Origin of the sequence: Providencia sp. PROV156, from assembly GCF_028480905.1 — a bacterium.
Classification (GTDB): Bacteria; Pseudomonadota; Gammaproteobacteria; order Enterobacterales; family Enterobacteriaceae; genus Providencia; species Providencia hangzhouensis.
Genome location: NZ_JAMPPE010000033.1, coordinates 24,271 through 42,023, shown reverse-complemented (window position 1 = coordinate 42,023; position 17,753 = coordinate 24,271). Strand labels below are relative to the sequence as shown.

The following is a 17,753-nucleotide window of genomic DNA, read 5'->3' as shown; positions in this document are numbered from 1 at the left end:
GATGAAAATTAGGAATTAGCGATAAACTGGGAGCGTATCTCCTGCAATTCGTCTCTGACTCGCGCAGCCGCTTCAAATTCAAGATCTTGAGCATGCTTATACATTTGCGCTTCAAGTTGCGAAATCCGTTGCTCCAATTCTTTTGTTGACATTGATTGAATATCAACCGAATTATTATTTTTGGTATTGTCTTTCGTGCGGCTTTTTCCTTTGCCACCCACTTTGTGGCCAATTTGCAGAATATCACCGATTTTCTTATTCAACCCTTGTGGAACGATGCCATGTTCTTCGTTGAACGCCATTTGTTTAGCACGGCGACGCTCTGTTTCTGCAATCGCTTTTTGCATGGAGTTGGTGATCCTGTCTCCATAGAGGATTGCCTTACCATTTAAGTTACGAGCCGCACGCCCTATGGTTTGAATAAGCGAACGTTCCGAACGCAAGAAACCTTCTTTATCCGCGTCTAAAATAGCCACCAGAGATACCTCTGGCATATCCAAGCCTTCTCTTAATAAGTTGATCCCAACCAGCACATCAAACTCACCAAGCCGCAAGTCGCGAATAATTTCCACGCGCTCGACTGTATCGATATCTGAGTGAAGATAACGAACTCGCTCCCCGTGTTCTTCGAGATATTCCGTTAAATCCTCGGCCATACGTTTAGTTAATGTGGTGACTAACACACGTTCATTTTTCTGCACACGTATACGAATTTCAGACAGTAAATCATCTACTTGGGTAGAAACTGGGCGAACTTCAATTATCGGGTCAAGTAGGCCTGTAGGCCTAACAACTTGCTCAATCACCTCATTGCCTGATTTATCAAGCTCATAGTTACCCGGTGTTGCTGAAACATAAATAGTTTGCGGCGCTAAAGCTTCGAATTCTTCAAAACGCATTGGCCGGTTATCTAATGCAGAAGGAAGACGAAAACCATATTCAACTAAGGTCTCTTTTCTTGAGCGGTCCCCTTTGTACATCGCGCCTATTTGTGGGATGGTAACGTGAGACTCATCTACCACTAGCAAGCCATCTGCAGGCAAGTAATCGAATAATGTCGGAGGTGGTTCACCGGGCGCACGACCCGATAAGTAGCGCGAATAGTTTTCGATACCTGAACAATAACCGAGCTCATTCATCATTTCTAAGTCGAATTGTGTTCGTTGGGTAATACGCTGTTCTTCAAGTAGTTTATTGTTTTCCAGTAATACTTTTCGCCTATCCGCTAATTCAACCTTAATTTGTTCCATTGCTTCAAGGATACGTTCTCTCGGTGTGACATAGTGCGTTTTTGGATAAACGGTAAAGCGAGGAACACGATGTTGTATTTGACCTGTCAATGGGTCAAATAATGATAACCGTTCAACTTCGTCATCAAATAGCTCAACGCGTAAGGCATATTCGTCTGATTCCGCTGGGAAAATATCGATAACTTCGCCGCGAACACGGAAAGTCCCTCGCGTGAAGGCTTGGTCATTACGCGTATATTGTAAGTCCGCTAAACGCCTTAAAATTGAGCGCTGGTCGATGATCATGCCATCCGTTAGGTGCAACATCATTTTTAAATAGCTGTCAGGGTCACCCAAACCATAAATAGCTGACACAGAAGCCACCACAATTACATCGCGGCGTTCGAGTAAGGCCTTAGTCGCAGATAGACGCATTTGCTCAATATGTTCGTTTACAGAGGCGTCTTTTTCAATGAAAGTATCTGAGCTTGGGACGTAAGCTTCAGGCTGATAATAGTCATAGTAAGAAACGAAATATTCCACAGCGTTATCTGGGAAGAAGGCTTTCATTTCACTATAAAGCTGTGCCGCTAAGGTTTTATTATGCGCCATTAGCATGGTGGGCCGGTTCTCTTGCGCAATGACGTTGGCAATAGTGAACGTTTTACCGGACCCCGTTACGCCTAATAGAGTTTGATGAGCAAGTCCATCTTGTAGCCCTTCCCTTAATTTATGGATAGCTTCGGGTTGGTCCCCTCCCGGCTGAAAATCAGAATACAGCTTAAAATCCTTACTCATATTAACGCCCCTTAACAAGTTTCTTCCAATATAATACTGGATAAAAAACCAGCTTCAAGTATTGAAGCTAAATTTTCTGTTAATCTCCGCTCTGATATGTTTATAAAAATGTTATCCCCAAAAAAGTACTTGACCTTTTTGAAACTTTATATTTTATGCTATTGCATTTTTAGCCATACCTCAAATATAAATTGAAGGCTTGATTTTATTTAACCATTTGTATTTATTATAGATTAATTTAAAGTCCAGAATCACATCAAATAAACCCAAAGCCGCTTGTCACCTAGCGTAGAACTTGTTTTATAACGTTAATACACAAGGTTATCCACAGAAATGGTGGATAACTCTTGAAGCCCTTAGAGCTCATGGATTCACAGGATCTCTAAGATTTGCTCAATGGAGGCAAAATGACAAAAAGATGGCAGTTTAATGAAAAAATTTTTAAGTAGTAACTGCTATGAAAAACAGATTTTATATTTTTTATTAAGATCTGAGTGGTATTTTTACTGAAATACTTGACAGTATTTTAGTTGAGAACGTTAAAAAAGATCGGCTCCCTATTTAACAATTGATCAGCCCCAAGCATTGAGTGTGGCTTGGGGAAAAGTATTGATATTTTTATATAATCAAATAGTTAATAAAGAAAGATCCAAATAGCTTCCTAATTTACCGTTGAGTGTTTTTTGGTGTGGGATCCCCCCTAAACAAGGTGCTTTGATCATTCGGTTAAGTGTTGACAAATATTGCTCTTGGAAAATACCTGCGGGTTCAACTTCATTGGCAACCCAGCCGGCTACGGGTAAACCTGCAGCTTCGATAGATTCCATGGTTAACAATGCATGGTTTATACAGCCTAACTTAACACCAACAACTAAAATAACGGGGAGTTGCTGTTCAATCACCCAATCTGCATAAGTTTTTTCTACAGATAACGGGGTATACCATCCACCAGCCCCCTCGACTAATAACCAATCCGCTTGGGACTTCAAATAAGCCAACCCTTTATTTATCACTGAAAATTCAATGGGTTGATTTAATTTCTCACTGATAATGTGCGGTGAAGTTGGCGCTTCAAATACAATAGGATTAATCGCCTCATAGGGTAATTTTACTCGGCTATTGGCTTGTAATAATAACGCATCGCTATTACGTAGGCCATCCGCCGTGAGCTCACTCCCAGATGCGACAGGCTTATAGCCCACCGTATTCAAACCTTGATAACCTGCAGCTTGCAATAAAGCACAACTTACAACGGTTTTCCCTACTTCTGTATCCGTTCCTGTTACAAAATACATTTTAGTCACGGTAAATCGCTCCAAACACCGTATGATAAGTTAGAGGTAAGCCTTGCTCTGTCATTGGATAGAGCAAAGCAAGTTGCTGCAAATGCTGGCGGGTCATTAACCCTGCTTTACGCCCAGCAGTCAAATGTGTCGCCCCAATGCCTTTCAATGAATGAAGCAACGCTATTAATTCAGGAAAATAGACGGTATCCTTCTGAAAAATAAGTTTATGTCTCCATGACTGACAACTATTTTGTATCTGCTGAACACTGAGAAAGGAATTCACATGTGAATAGCCGTCAAGTGAATGCCAAGCTGAAGACAATTCTGCGAGAGAATGCTCTGCAAGTGTGGTGAACACCACAACTCCCCCCGGTTTTGTCACTCGATATAATTCACTTAATGCTTTGCTGAGATCTTGGCACCATTGGACCGATAAATTGGAAAAAACCACATCAAAGGTTTGTGAATCTAACGGAATGGATTCTATGTCAGCACATAAATAATGATCAGCCACAGCTTTCGTTTGCGCCATTTCGAGCATACCAGCAGAAAGATCTAAAGCCGTGATGTGATGTCCTTGATTTTTCAGTTTATGGCTAAAATACCCCGTACCGCACCCTGCATCTAAAATATGTAATGGTGCTGTGAGTTCTGAACTGTTTAAGACTGAAGTCAGTTGACCAAGCAGTTGTGTTCCTGTTGATCGTTGATAACTTGCCACTGAGTCATAACTTTTAGCCGCACGGCCAAATGCCGCTGCAATTTTATGCTTTTCACGACTGAGCGATAACGTCATGTAAAGCCTCCAATAATTGATCGATATCTTGACGTTGATGCGCAGCGCTTAATGTGACTCGTAACCTAGCACTCCCAGGCGGAACCGTTGGCGGCCTGATCGCTTGCACCCAAATATTTTTTTTGCGTAAGAAATTGGCTAACTGTTGGCTAGCTTGGTTTTCCCCGATAATTAATGGTTGAATAGCCGTCATTGAATTAGCCAGCTGCATGCCATTAAAATCAGCATTATTTCTAAAATATGCAATATGTTGGTTAAGGTCTTCTCGTGCTTGATCTGCGAGCTGAATTTGCTCAACTGCCGCTAGAAGCGCGACAGCCTGAGCCGGAGGCATTGAAGTGCTATAAATTAAATGGCGTGCGGATTGGACAAAAAATTCAGCCGTTGGCTCATCACACAATACCGCTGCGCCACTTAAACCAAACGCTTTACCAAATGTCACGACTAAAATTTCAGGTTTAACCCCATTCGCGAAGCAACTACCACGGCCTTGTTCTCCGATAACGCCAATACCGTGTGCATCATCAACCATCAGCCAAGCATGCTGATTTCTAGCGATTTCCTGCAATTGTTGAAGTGGAGCACTATCGCCATCCATACTAAAAACGCCTTCTGTGACGACAAGCGTTTTTCCCGAAACCGGTTTTTGAATTAAGTTATCAAGTGATAGAGGGTTATTATGCTTAAAGCGCCTTAATTGAGCCCCTGAATGAATCGAGGCCTCCATTATTGATGCATGGCTAAGTTTATCCGCTAAAATACGATCATTTGCCGTCATTAATGCCGTGATCACCGCATGGTTCGCGGCAAAACCTGAAATAAACAATAAGGCTTTTGGGTAGCCGAGCCAATCAGCAAGAGCTTGCTCTAATTTATCATGTGCTTTGGTGAACCCTGTAATATGGCCCGATCCTCCACTACCCACACCATATTCATCAGCCCCACGTTGCCACGCGGCAACCACTTGAGGATGATGGGCTAATCCCAAATAATCATTGGATGAGAAATTAAGAAATTCTTTTCCAGCCAGAAAAAGCGAACGACCATTGGCACTATCAATACACTGCCGTTGACGCCAGATAGAAGCCTGCTTACGCTGCTCTATCTGGTTTTGTATAAATGATTGCCAAGTCATTATACTGCTGCGTTATAAAATTGAGGGTTATCGGCGGTTAACAACGTTTCGGCTAACTTAGCGGCTTGATGGTTATCCCCTTCGCCAGTTTCAATTCGCTCAGGGTTAATATCCAGTTTTCTAAATAGTGCTAAATCTTTGTTTTCATCAGGATTTGGCGTCGTTAATAATTTACACCCATAGAATACTGAGTTCGCACCGGCCATAAAACATAATGCCTGAGTTTGCTCATTCATGTATTCACGGCCTGCCGACAGCCTAACGTATGACGTTGGCATCATGATACGTGCAACGGCAATAGTACGAATAAAATCAAACGCATCGACATCTTCGTTATCTGCCATCGGGGTTCCTTCAACCTTCATCAACATGTTGATCGGCACACTTTCTGGCGGTTTAGGTAAATTTGCCAGTTGCACCAATAAGGCCGCTCGGTCACTGACTTTTTCGCCTAAGCCTAAAATCCCACCAGAGCAGACTTTGATCCCTGCGTCTCGGACATTTTCGAGTGTATTTAAGCGGTCTTGATAACTGCGAGTCGTAATAATATTGCCATAGTATTCAGGAGAGGTATCAAGGTTATGATTATAATAATCTAACCCGGCTTCTGCTAAGCGTTGAGCTTGAGAATTATCAATCATCCCTAAAGTCATACAGGTTTCCATCCCTAATAACTTCACTTCTTTTACCATCATTTCAAGATAAGGCATATCGCGTTCTTTCGGATTCCGCCATGCCGCCCCCATACAAAAACGAGTTGAACCTGCTTGCTTAGCTTTTTTTGCAGACTCCAGAACTTGCTGAACTTCCATTAGTTTTTCAGTTTCTAGCCCTGTTTTATAGCGCGCGCTTTGCGCACAATACTTACAATCTTCTGGGCAAGCCCCAGTTTTAATCGATAGCAAAGTACTGACTTGCACTTGCTGGGGGTCGAAATGTTGGCGATGAATTTGCTGTGCCTGAAATAATAATTCAAAAAAAGGCATTGAAAACAGTTCATTAGCTTGTTTTATTGTCCACTGTTTTAATTGGCTCACGGAAACTCTCCAGTTGAAAAAGTTGTTGCCAGTTTAAATATTGCGATTATCATGTCAACTAAAATGATCTAAAAAAGTTGACGATGATAGCAAATGGATAACGTAGATATTCAGTTTGATGCCAAACATATTTGGCACCCTTATACCTCGATGAGCCAGCCAATTCCGGCTTATCCGATTATTGAAGCCCATGGAGCCGAGCTAGTCATGGCCGATGGAGAAAAATTAATTGATGGTATGTCTTCATGGTGGGCAGCCATTCATGGTTACAATCACCCTGTATTAAACCAAGCGGTAATAACGCAATTAGCGAAAATGTCCCATGTGATGTTTGGCGGGATTACGCACCCACCCGCAGTGAATCTATGTAAACAGTTGGTTGCCATCACACCAGAGCCACTCGAATGTGTCTTTCTTGCCGATTCCGGGTCAGTGGCGGTTGAAGTTGCTCTGAAAATGGCATTGCAATATTGGCAAGCCAAAGGGGAAAAGCGTCAACGGATCCTCACATTACGTCATGGATATCATGGTGATACCTTCGGTGCGATGGCCGTTTGTGACCCTGATAATTCAATGCATGGCCTGTATAAGGGGTATTTACCTCCACATATTTTTGTGGAAGCCCCTCAATGCGGTTTTTACGACGAATGGGACAGCGCCGATTTGCATCCTCTTGAAGTTCAACTTGCCGAAAATAGCGATAAAATTGCGGCGATAATCCTTGAACCGATCGTTCAAGGGGCTGGTGGAATGCGTATCTATCACCCTGAATATTTAAAGGGAGTCCGCCATTTGTGTGATCAATATGGTCTACTGTTGATCGCTGATGAAATTGCGACTGGTTTTGGTCGTACGGGTAAATTGTTTGCTTGCCATCATGCTGATATATCACCCGATATTATGTGTTTAGGTAAAGCACTAACTGGGGGCTATATGACACTTTCTGCCACACTCACAACTCGCCATGTGGCAGAAACCATTAGCAATGGTGAAGCAGGTTGCTTTATGCATGGACCAACCTTTATGGGTAACCCTCTTGCCTGTGCGGTGGCGGATGCCAGCCTGACTTTGTTACTCAATAGTCCTTGGCAGAAAATAATTGCCACTATCGAACAACAACTTAAGGCTGAACTGATGCCTTTAATATCCCACCCTAGTGTTGCAGATGTACGTGTTCTTGGTGCAATTGGCGTGGTTGAAATGAAGCAGCCAGTCAATACAGCCGCTTTACAAAAAGTATTCGTGGAAAATGGTGTTTGGGTTCGCCCATTCGGCAAACTTATTTATGTTATGCCACCGTATATCATCACCCCCGAGCAACTCAGTAAAGTAACAAATGCAATGGCAAAAGTGTTGGGATAGCACAATAAATGCAATGATAATCGAAGTGATTGTTACTGAATTTTTAATCTAGAGTATTTCATAAATCATTTGAGCTGTAACAAGGCGGCAAGTGAAACTAAGCCCTAGGAGCATACACAAGTATGTGACTAGGGTTAGTAAACGTAGCCAACACAGTTACGGCTCAAAGAATGACTGAAATGACCCACATAGGACCTTTCCCGACCATATACCTTCCTACTTGCGTCAATTTCCCTGTAATCGGGTCAATTTCAGAAACTGAAATATGGTCTGATTTTTGCCCACTCGAAATTAAAAAGCGCCCTGTTGCATCGATATTAAAGCCCCTTGGGTGCGTCTCTGTTGGGTAACGTGCTTCTAATGTTAGCTCGCAACCGTCATCAGAAACCAGATAGTGGCTGAGGTAACTTTCAGAACGTTCACTAACATACAAATGGCGGCCATCTGGCGTAATGTGGATATCTGCAGCCCAGCGCTGACTTTCGTTACCTAATGGGTAATTTGCCAAAGTTTGCATGTTACGATAGCGAGTAAATTTACGATACACGCCTACCGTTGAGTCTAACTCATTCACACAATAAATGACTTTTTCAGTAGGATGGAAAGCCAGATGACGGGGGCCGGATTTCGCAGCTGTGGTAATTTGATCTGCGGTTGCTTCGGTTAAATAACCATTTTCATGTAAATCGAATAAACGGATATGGTCTTCGCCTAAACAAGGAACCCAAAGCTGTTGGTTATCAACATCAACATGGGAAGAATGTGGATTACGCAAGCCTTCAATCACTTGAACAACGCGATCTGGGACGCCTTCTTCATTAATGGTTAACACTGACAAGTTATGTTGATGATATGAAGGAACAAATAGATATTTGCCATTATTATCAAGGGATAAATGAACCGGTGTACCTGGAATTGATGTCTCCGCTTTTAAACGTAGTAACCCTTTCTCTTCAATTTCATAGGTTACGACACGGAAATTCGGGCGCACACCAATATAAAGGTGTTTTTTATCATGGCTTAATACCATAGGTTGCACTTGACCCGGTGTTTTTACCGTTTGCAGAAGAGTAAGCTCCCCAACCTCATTCATCGACCACACGTGAATTTGCTGACTCTCGGGGCTCGCAATATAAACAACCTGATTCATCCTGACTCCTTAATTCATGATAAAAATACAAAACCGCATCTATAATCCACTATATTGGCTTCACTATACTTTATATTATGCAAATTACACTGGGTAAATAGCACTGATGCGGCTGTTACATATCGTACCAAGAACAAATAATAATGATACTAAAACGGTTCAGTTAACGTTATGATGATAAAACATATCAAGTTGACTATTTTTATAGCAATAATTTCTCGTTATTCGTTAAATTCATCATCTCCCTATCTCTACCCCTTTAGTAAGATAGGTAACAACTAAATCACGTGGAGCCGTTTATGTCATACCGCGTTATTGCGCTCGATCTTGATGGAACACTGCTTGATCACCAAAAGAAAATTCTGCCTGAATCTTTAGCAGCCTTACAAGAAGCACGCCGCCAAGGCGTCAAAGTGATCATTGTCACAGGCCGCCATCATGTTGCGATTCATCCGTTTTATCAAACTTTAGATCTCGATACTCCAGCCATTTGTTGTAATGGAACCTACCTATACGACTATTTAGGCAAAAAAGTTCTAAAATCAGATCCTATGACCCTCGATTCTGTCACACAAATGATAGACAAACTGCGTGGAACAGATATTCAGCATTTAATGTATGTTGATAATGCAATGCTCTATAACGCACAAACAGAAGGCATTAAACGTACATTGAATTGGGCCGAATCCTTACCTGTTGCACAGCGCCCAACCATTGAATTTGTTGAAGATTACGCTGATGTGATGCATAACTATGATTCTATTTGGAAATTTGCTGTTAGCTCGCCAAATACGGAGCAACTTCATCGAGTCGTTAGCGAAATTGAAAATGATTTTGGTTTGGACTGTGAATGGTCTTGGATGGATCAGGTTGATGTCGGCCGCAAAGGCAATAGCAAAGGCCAACGCTTAAAAGAGTGGGTCGAATCCCAAGGGATGACGATGAATGATGTTGTGGCTTTCGGTGACAATTTTAATGACTTAAGTATGCTGACAACCGCAGGTTTAGGTGTAGCGATGGGCAATGCGGTTGATGAAATTAAGCAGCAGGCCAAGTTAGTCACTCGCATCAACACGGAGCCGGGTATTGCTGAAGTTATCCGTAAATACGTTCTCTAACGGGGTTATGAAATAACAAGAAAACTTAGTTCAATTCTGGTTACTGACACTCTCCATACTTTTCGGTTAAAGATTGTCAGTAACCGGAAAAAACTCTACATAATTGATGAATCAATACAACTTATTGGGTAAGTAATTCGATTAACGCTTGCTCTAATACAGGTAAGGCCGCGCCATAAATTCGTGAGTTTCGGCTCATCTGACTCATTGAGAGTTCCGGTAATGATTGGCCAAAAAAACGATTTTGCTGTTGGAAGCTCTCACAAAACGCAGCCCAAATTTGCGGGTTTTTCACAAAAGGCCCCGACACAATTAAACGTGAAGGGAAAAATACACGACAAATATTTGATGCTGCATTTGCCATATGAGAAACAGCTTGCTGCATCGTTGCATTATTCACTAGATCATGAGTAGCCAAAATTTCTGCCACATTTTCTTCATCATCATGGGCTTTAAATTTACCAGCAAGCACATCTGAACCAATTGCCCATAATGCAGTAACCGTTTCTAAGCACCCAACTTGCCCACACTGACACGGCTTATTTTGCCCTGGGATATGCCAATGCCCTATTTCACCAAAAGCATGTCCACCTATATTGATGTAATTATCTGCGGTACTAAAGGCAACCCCGACACCGTACCCCCAATGCAGTAATAACGTACTTTTGCGACGCTCAAGTACATGTAGCATTAACTCGTCGTCCAAAGTTCTTGATAAAACAACACGATACTCAGGGGGAAATAAACTTTTGATATCTAAATTATTCATTCTAGGCCAACGAGATGCATGTATCCAATGATAAGTTTTGCGATCAAATAACCCCCCTAAAGAGAAGACACACCCCGAAACTTCCGCTGTTCTCGGTATTTTTTGCAGAATATTTTTGTGAAGTTGGCTAATTTTGCTGGCTAATGCTTGGCTATCACACTCAGGTGATGCTTCAAGCTGCTCATGCGCAATGACATTAGAAACTAAATTGATAGCAAAAACATGTAATGACAAACTAATGACTTGGAAAACTAATGTTACTAAACGATTAGGATTCACTACCAGTATCATTGATGGCCGACCTCGCCCTGAATGTTGGCTGATTGTTTCGGTCAATAAACGGTTATCTAAAAGCTCAGTAACATGTTCTGATACGGTAGTTGAGCGGATATTCAGAAATTTTACTGCTTCACGACGTGTCGTGATTTGGCCATTTAAAATGGCAAAAAAAATACGTTCCTTATCATTTGTAATAGACTGAGTGATCGGTAAATGTGATAAAAAGCCAGTCGTTGTTTTTAATATCATAATAATTCGATATAAAGCCGTTTAATCTAGGTCCCTGCACCATTCATCAAATAGGAATAGGCAACCTACCTACAGCTTACCCCTTCTCAAGTCAGAAAAATGGTAAATAACTATCGATAAAGTATGCCTCAAGGGTCTATCGTCAATCAATCCTTATTAATAAAAGAAAAAAGCCAGAACGCGGTAAGGCAGCCTGGCTTTTGCTGGTTAAAACAATACGCTAAAGTAATTAAAATGTATATTCACGCACAACTTCACGATTGATAGTGCTCTTTACAATATTTAGTTGGTCATCCCAGGTAATTGCTGATACTGGAGGGGTTATTCCACACCTCATCAATGCGGGCTGTAAATAATGGCGTGGATTAGTGGTCGCCATCATAATAGCTTCATCAAAGCTTGCTATCTTATTGTTCACTATATTACGTACCGCTTGGTCTAATGTCAGGCTAGACCCCGCTAAATTAGCTTCCCCGGGAACCCGCACGGTGCCATCATCAGTACGTTCAATTGACATCGCTGCAAATTGGTAATTCCCTGCTTTATTACAACCTGCAGCGCTGACAGCGTCTGTCACTAAAATTGACCTAGCGACCGTCTTAGTTCGTAATAAATTTTTTAATGCGGGAAATGGAATATGTATTCCATCAGCAATAAAACTGGCACCAATAGCATCGCAACTTAATTGAGCTTGAAGCGTATTTTCCAATTTATGTAAATATTGAGGAATACCATTTCCTAAGTGTGTACTCATGCAAACACCCTCTTTGGCCGCTTCCTCCATTTGGCTAAAATTGATATTAGAGTGCCCTACCGCCACACACTTCCCCATGGCAACTAACTGTTTTACAAATTGAAATTGCCGGTCAAACTCTGGAGCATAAGTCACTAGCAGTATCGGCTTGCTAACCTTTCTTTCTAAACTAGCAACCAAATTAATATCTGGTTTAATAATATCGCAGGGAGGATGACATCCCGCATACCCCACTTCTGGATTAATAAATGGCCCCTCCAAATGGTAACCAGGAACCATAAGTTTACCAAGATGGCTTTTCGATACGGCCTTATCTAATGCCCGAAAACGCTCTATAAGAGAAGACTCCGATGCTGTAATTAACGTTGGTAAACAAAATGTTACTCCTGTTTTTAACATTTTATCTAGTGCATAATCTAATGCTTCTGCAGTAATATTTTCATCATTAAAATCAATACCTGCAAAACCATTTACCTGAATATCAAATAGTCCACTGGTTACCTTCATCGTTTGATCCCTCAATACTTTTCCTTAATAGCGCCCTGTTAACAAGGAAGCAGAATCTTTATCCAAGAATATTCGGCAATCTTGATGTTGTTGAATAATTGACGCAGGAACTTGGTTGGTTATTTCACCTTCTATTGTATTTTTTACTGCAATAGATTTACGTAAGTCAGGTACGCTAAGTATTAAAGTTTTTGAACTTAAAATATGCGAAATACTCATAGAAATAGCTTGCTTAGGTACTTCATTCAAATGGGCAAACCACTTTTCGCCCAATTGCTGTTTTCTACATGCTTCATCAAGGTTAACCACAAGATAAGGCGAGCTCACGTTAAAGTCTGCAGGTGGGTCATTAAACGCTAAGTGTGCATTTTCTCCTATTCCTGCAAAACAGACATCAATGTCATACTGGCGAATAATATGATTTAGCCTCTGAATTTCTTTTTCTATATTCTCAGCAGAACCATTTACCCCAATAAATTGCTTCAGTGATGGCAATTTATTGACAAGTCGTTCTTGTAAGTAACGGCGAAAACTAGCCGGATGTCCTTCATTCAGGCCAATATACTCGTCTAAATGAAAAATAGTAATACGAGACCAATCAATATCTTCATTAATTAAATTTTCCAGCATTTCAAATTGGCTAGCTCCTGTTGCGACGATAATGGCGACATCTGCTTTTTTACTAAGCGCCTGTTTAATCGCAAGTGCTCCCGCTTGGCTGGCCTTTTTACCTAACATTTGTTTATCTTCAGAAACAATAATATCCATATGAACCTCATACTAAATAAGTAAAAATTTAATCTGTATCTTATTGGTGTTGTTTTAATTTTCTGGCCATTTGCACGGCGATTAATGTCAGCACACAACAGAAAATCAAGTAGTAAACAACATAAGTCGGTTTTCCATCACCAACAGAAACTAAAGCAGCTGCAATAACTGGGGTTGAGCCTGCAAAAATAACACTGTTTAGTTCACGAGAAAGTGCAATACCTGAATAACGATATTGTGTTGGGAATAGATTAGCTAAGAATGCGCCTTGAGCTCCTGATGTCGCGCCATGGCCAATACCATAAGCAATACACATACCCAGTGTTGCCAGTACTAAACTACCACTGCCAAGGAACCAAAATAATGGGAATGCAAAAGCCCCTAAGAAAATAGCGCCGAATGAGAAGATTGTAGTTGTGCCATATTTATCAGTTAATTTCCCCATGACAGGCGTCATGACTGTATTAACAAGTACAGCGACCATTAATGCCATCAATCCATCAGATTTTTCCATTCCTAACGTATTAGTGAGGTAGCTAATACTGAAGACACTGAGTACATAACCATTTGCTTGATGCCCCGCCAAACTAAAAAAACCACAGAGTAAATTTTTTCGACTATGAATAAATAATTCTTTAATCGGAATTTTTTGCTCTTTTTTATCTTTCTCTGCTTTTTCGACTGATTTAACATATTCAGGGGTTTCATCCAATTGCTTGCGAATATAAATAGCGACAATAAATAAAACGATAGATAGCAAGAAAGGAACACGCCAACCCCAGCTCATAAAGGCATCATCAGGGAGTTGTGATACAGCAAAAAAAGCGGCAGTCGACAATAGAATGGCGATCCCTGTAGATGCATTAATTAACGAGGTATAAAACCCCCGCTGCTTCATAGGGACATATTCCGCAACAAAAGTTTGGGCACCTGCTAGCTCAGCGCCTGAACCAAAACCTTGCATTAATCTGATTACAACTAATGCAATCGTGGCCCAAATGCCAATGTGGTAATAAGTCGGAAGTAATCCAAGAGCGAGTGTTGCGATCCCCATTAAAACAATGGCAAAAATAAGAGCTGGTTTGCGCCCGTATCTATCTCCTATATGAGCTATTATTACCCCCCCTAAAGGACGTGAAATAAAGCCTACAGCAAAGGTAAGAAACGCTGCTAATGTTGCAATTGTGGGTGATAGATTCGGAAAGTAAAGTTTATTGATCACTAGCCCTGCTGCTGCACCATACAATGAATAGTCGTACCACTCTATGACCGTTCCTGACACGCTAGCCATCATCACTTTTCTAATCGTTTTTTTATCTGCAGCTGGCTTATCAGCTGCAGTATCGGTAGCTAATTGTTCTGAAATAGTGTCACTCATACTGCCCCCTACATTTATTTTAGGAATACATTATTTGAGGTATGTTTTGTTCAAACAAAACGGACAAAAAGCGCGCACTATTGAAATTAGCACTATTAAACTGAATTTAGAACATGATCGTTCTTAAATTATTTAGAAATGAGATCGAAATCATATTTCAATGAGAAAACATATACTTTTATTTAAAATAATTTATTTTAATTTTATTTTAATTTTTTATTAAAAACACAAACAAACAATTAGCATTATAAGCAAAATCAAATATATACAACAAAGAAGACATTGTAACCATTAAAATAACCCCTGCTCAATTAAAAATATATTTATAATATAAAAGATATTTGATTATAAATAATCTCTCTATAACCGCCAATCAATTTAAAAACAGATTTGTTTTTTAATTGTTAATTTGCCATATTGAGATGTCTTTACTCTACATTGATTGCTTCTATTATAAGGACCGAGTTATGCCACATACCCCTCACTTAAATAATCAAACTTTCCAGCCCGTTCAAGAAGTTAAACCATTGCTCATTCCCCGTATCGTTCACCTTGGTTGTGGTGCATTTCATCGAGCTCATCAAGCTCTTTACACTCACTTATTATTTGAACAATTTCTCTCTAATTGGGGATATTGTGAAATTAATTTGATGTCCGATAGCGGAGCTGTGTTAATTAATCAATTAAATAAATATAACGGCCATTACACTTTACTTGAAAAAGACGAAGAAAAATCGACCGTTAGAACGATTAAGGTGATAAAAGAAGCAATGCATCCACGCATTGATGGCATAGATGCTGTGGTAGAAAAGATGGCTTCCCCTGATACAGCAATTATTTCATTAACGGTCACAGAAAAAGGCTATTGCCTTTCTCCTGCAACAGACCTGTTGAATTTGTCACACCCCAACATACAACATGACATCGCACACCCAACAAAACCACGATCGGTTTTAGGTTATATCGTCGCGTCACTTCGTTTACGTTTTCAACGACAACAACCCCCTATTACCATTCTTTCTTGTGATAATATTCGTAAAAACGGTGAGGCCGCACGGCGTGCTATTGTTGGTTTAGCCGCTCAACAAGATAAACAACTAGCGCAATGGATTGATCAACACATTTCATTCCCAAGTACAATGGTTGATCGAATTGTCCCAGCCATGACTCAAGAATCATATGCAGAAATTAAACAATTAATTGGCAGAGATGACCCATGTGCCATCATTTGTGAATCATTTCGCCAGTGGGTTATTGAAGATAATTTTGTGAATGGTAGACCAGACTGGCAGCATGTCGGTGCTCAATTTGTGCCTGATGTCACACCCTATGAAATGATGAAATTACGTATGCTAAACGGAAGCCACTCTTTTCTTGCTTATCTAGGTTACTTAGGTGGCTATGAATTTATTTCCGATGCTATGCAAAACTCTGATTACAGTAGAGCGGCGTACAGCTTAATAATAAACGAACAAGCACCTACACTTTTCATCCCTGACAATACAACCCTATTACAATATACACAAACTTTAATAAAGCGTTTTTCTAACAAGACAATCAAACATAAAACTGCACAAATTGCGGCTGATGGGAGCCAAAAATTACCTCAACGCTTACTAGACTCAATAATGTGGCATCAAAAGCACGGCTCAGACTATACATTTCTCGCTCTCGGAGTTGCTGCCTGGATGAAATATGTCAGTGGACAAGATGAGCAAGGTAATGCAATAGATATTAAGGATCCTTTACAACATAAATTTGCTGAAATCTATCACCTATGTGGGGTTGGTTTGGAAGCTGTTGATAGGCTTTTAGCGATTAACGCTATCTTTCCACTTGAGTTTTCTCAAAATCAAGATATCGTCAAAAATGTAAAAACAGCCTATCAGCAGCTAATCTCTGTTGGCGCTCGTGAAACAGTTAAGCACTATCTACAACAAACAGTAAAGTAGAGATTAACTTTATTTATACATAAAAATTAATCTATGAAAGGAGATATCGTATTTTATACGTAAGCTGCGATATCTCTTATTGATTACTTTTTGGATAGAAGAGAAAAATATGTCCTTGCTATAAATGGCGGGAAAGTGACACCGACTTCACTTGCGCATAAACTTTACGCCCTTTGCGAATAGAAAGCTCATCCCTTGCCCAGCGAGTGATCCGCGCCCATAAATAATGTTCTTCGCCTAAATCTAGCTTCACATCTACTTGCTCGCCATCTTCAATCCATTCAACCACTTCTGCGGCTAAAATATTACGAATACTGCTCACTTGTGGTTTTTCGAGTACCAAAGAAACATCTGCAGCGTCAATACGTATACGCACATCAACACCTTGTTGGGCTTCAACTCGAGGGATCCACAGTTTTTGGCTACCAACAATCACCGCTGTCATCTCATAATCAGGGTGTTGGCTATGCACCGTTGCACTTACCACACTGCTTAACGTTTCTTGCTGTAACCAAGGGCGCAAAGCACTGCTTGCCCAAACATCTTCCAAAGCGCCAAAAGCTTTAACTTTTCCTTGCGCCATGACAATCACTTTGTCAGCCAGACGCAAAATTTCATCCAAACTATGGCTAACATATAAAATGGGAATTTTAACGTCTTGAGAAAGTTTCTCTAAATACGGCAGCAATTCACGCTTTCGAGGTAAATCCAAAGAGGCTAACGGCTCATCCATTAGGAGAATTTCAGGGGCTGTTAATAGCGCCCGTCCGATAGCGACACGTTGTTTTTCACCACCAGAAAGGGTTATCGGGTAGCGATTGAGTAATTTTTCAATCCCTAATAATTCAACAATATCATCGAAGCGATCTTTCATTACGGGTGACATGCCATAACGCAAATTGCTTTTCACCCGATAATGGGGAAATAGCCGTGCATCTTGAAATACATAACCGATATGGCGTTGTTCAGGTGGTAAGCAAATACCTTTTTCCATATCCACCAATGTGCGGCCATTTAATACAACACGCCCTGTATTAGGTTTAGTTAACCCACCTATCACATTGATAAGCGAGGTTTTACCAGCGCCTGAAAGCCCAAAAACGGCAGTAATACTTTCCGTTGGCAATTGCGTTGTGACTTCAAGCTGTAAGTCCCCTAGTTTTTGAGAAAAGTCGAGTTCTAACAT

14 protein-coding genes are annotated in these 17,753 nt (G+C 40.7%); 3 read left to right on the top strand and 11 right to left on the bottom strand.

Going from position 1 to position 17,753, the window contains the following annotated elements:
- Positions 1-8 precede the first annotated feature (8 nt).
- The 5 genes from uvrB to bioB all read right to left on the bottom strand — a co-directional run bounded on the left by uvrB (position 9) and on the right by bioB (position 6,281).
- On the bottom strand, positions 9-2,027 hold the full coding sequence (uvrB, locus tag PSF31_RS19145; RefSeq protein WP_004256681.1) for an excinuclease ABC subunit UvrB: 2,019 nt from the start codon (positions 2,025-2,027) through the stop codon (positions 9-11).
- Between the two features lie 626 nt (positions 2,028-2,653).
- On the bottom strand, positions 2,654-3,331 hold the full coding sequence (bioD, locus tag PSF31_RS19140) for a dethiobiotin synthase (protein ID WP_096864117.1): 678 nt from the start codon (positions 3,329-3,331) through the stop codon (positions 2,654-2,656).
- Positions 3,324-4,109: a malonyl-ACP O-methyltransferase BioC gene (bioC, locus tag PSF31_RS19135; protein ID WP_004256683.1), complete on the bottom strand. Its 786-nt coding sequence runs from the start codon at positions 4,107-4,109 to the stop codon at positions 3,324-3,326. The genes bioD and bioC overlap by 8 nt, the downstream gene beginning before the upstream one ends.
- Positions 4,087-5,244: an 8-amino-7-oxononanoate synthase gene (gene bioF, locus PSF31_RS19130; protein ID WP_164560954.1), complete on the bottom strand. Its 1,158-nt coding sequence runs from the start codon at positions 5,242-5,244 to the stop codon at positions 4,087-4,089. Before bioF ends, bioC begins: the two co-directional genes overlap by 23 nt.
- Positions 5,244-6,281 (bottom strand): biotin synthase BioB, encoded by a 1,038-nt coding sequence (bioB, locus tag PSF31_RS19125; RefSeq protein ID WP_004256686.1) that lies wholly within the window; start codon positions 6,279-6,281, stop codon positions 5,244-5,246. The genes bioF and bioB overlap by 1 nt, the downstream gene beginning before the upstream one ends.
- A 93-nt stretch (positions 6,282-6,374) precedes the next feature.
- On the opposite strand from bioB, the gene bioA reads away from it, so the two are divergent.
- Positions 6,375-7,643: an adenosylmethionine--8-amino-7-oxononanoate transaminase gene (gene bioA, locus PSF31_RS19120; protein ID WP_096864116.1), complete on the top strand. Its 1,269-nt coding sequence runs from the start codon at positions 6,375-6,377 to the stop codon at positions 7,641-7,643.
- A gap of 163 nt (positions 7,644-7,806) precedes the next feature.
- Here bioA and pgl read toward each other — a convergent pair whose 3' ends face one another.
- Positions 7,807-8,793, bottom strand: coding sequence for a 6-phosphogluconolactonase (gene pgl / locus PSF31_RS19115; RefSeq protein ID WP_004256689.1), 987 nt, complete (start codon positions 8,791-8,793; stop codon positions 7,807-7,809).
- A gap of 299 nt (positions 8,794-9,092) precedes the next feature.
- Between pgl and PSF31_RS19110 the strand changes: the two genes are divergently transcribed.
- Positions 9,093-9,911: a pyridoxal phosphatase gene (locus PSF31_RS19110; protein ID WP_004256692.1), complete on the top strand. Its 819-nt coding sequence runs from the start codon at positions 9,093-9,095 to the stop codon at positions 9,909-9,911.
- Positions 9,912-10,032: 121 nt separating this feature from the next.
- On the opposite strand, the gene PSF31_RS19105 is transcribed toward PSF31_RS19110, so the two are convergent.
- The 4 genes from PSF31_RS19105 to PSF31_RS19090 all read right to left on the bottom strand — a co-directional run bounded on the left by PSF31_RS19105 (position 10,033) and on the right by PSF31_RS19090 (position 14,615).
- Entirely contained in the window at positions 10,033-11,208 is a 1,176-nt protein-coding gene (locus PSF31_RS19105) for an ROK family protein (RefSeq protein ID WP_004256696.1), read from the bottom strand.
- Between the two features lie 229 nt (positions 11,209-11,437).
- Entirely contained in the window at positions 11,438-12,469 is a 1,032-nt protein-coding gene (locus PSF31_RS19100; protein WP_096864114.1) for an N-acetylglucosamine-6-phosphate deacetylase, read from the bottom strand.
- Between the two features lie 24 nt (positions 12,470-12,493).
- Positions 12,494-13,237, bottom strand: a complete 744-nt coding sequence (locus tag PSF31_RS19095; RefSeq protein WP_004256714.1) for a glucosamine-6-phosphate deaminase — start codon at positions 13,235-13,237, stop codon at positions 12,494-12,496.
- 40 nt (positions 13,238-13,277) lie between these two features.
- Positions 13,278-14,615, bottom strand: a complete 1,338-nt coding sequence (locus PSF31_RS19090) for an MFS transporter (RefSeq protein ID WP_004256715.1) — start codon at positions 14,613-14,615, stop codon at positions 13,278-13,280.
- A gap of 467 nt (positions 14,616-15,082) precedes the next feature.
- Here PSF31_RS19090 and PSF31_RS19085 point away from each other — a divergent pair, with 467 nt between their 5' ends.
- Positions 15,083-16,567: a mannitol dehydrogenase family protein gene (locus PSF31_RS19085; RefSeq protein WP_094962415.1), complete on the top strand. Its 1,485-nt coding sequence runs from the start codon at positions 15,083-15,085 to the stop codon at positions 16,565-16,567.
- A 118-nt stretch (positions 16,568-16,685) separates the two neighbouring features.
- Here the strand turns inward: PSF31_RS19085 and modC are convergent, their stop codons facing one another.
- Positions 16,686-17,753, bottom strand: coding sequence for a molybdenum ABC transporter ATP-binding protein ModC (gene modC / locus PSF31_RS19080; RefSeq protein ID WP_094962414.1), 1,068 nt, complete (start codon positions 17,751-17,753; stop codon positions 16,686-16,688).

Coding starts and splice junctions, on each gene's coding strand:
- uvrB (WP_004256681.1), bottom strand. CDS start 2,027: ATGAGTAAGGATTTTAAGCTGTATTCTGATTTTCAGCCGGGAGGGGAC.
- bioC (WP_004256683.1), bottom strand. CDS start 4,109: ATGACGTTATCGCTCAGTCGTGAAAAGCATAAAATTGCAGCGGCATTT.
- bioF (WP_164560954.1), bottom strand. CDS start 5,244: ATGACTTGGCAATCATTTATACAAAACCAGATAGAGCAGCGTAAGCAG.
- bioA (WP_096864116.1), top strand. CDS start 6,375: ATGGATAACGTAGATATTCAGTTTGATGCCAAACATATTTGGCACCCT.
- pgl (WP_004256689.1), bottom strand. CDS start 8,793: ATGAATCAGGTTGTTTATATTGCGAGCCCCGAGAGTCAGCAAATTCAC.
- PSF31_RS19110 (WP_004256692.1), top strand. CDS start 9,093: ATGTCATACCGCGTTATTGCGCTCGATCTTGATGGAACACTGCTTGAT.
- PSF31_RS19105 (WP_004256696.1), bottom strand. CDS start 11,208: ATGATATTAAAAACAACGACTGGCTTTTTATCACATTTACCGATCACT.
- PSF31_RS19100 (WP_096864114.1), bottom strand. CDS start 12,469: ATGAAGGTAACCAGTGGACTATTTGATATTCAGGTAAATGGTTTTGCA.
- PSF31_RS19095 (WP_004256714.1), bottom strand. CDS start 13,237: ATGGATATTATTGTTTCTGAAGATAAACAAATGTTAGGTAAAAAGGCC.
- PSF31_RS19090 (WP_004256715.1), bottom strand. CDS start 14,615: ATGAGTGACACTATTTCAGAACAATTAGCTACCGATACTGCAGCTGAT.
- PSF31_RS19085 (WP_094962415.1), top strand. CDS start 15,083: ATGCCACATACCCCTCACTTAAATAATCAAACTTTCCAGCCCGTTCAA.
- modC (WP_094962414.1), bottom strand. CDS start 17,753: ATGTTAGAACTCGACTTTTCTCAAAAACTAGGGGACTTACAGCTTGAA.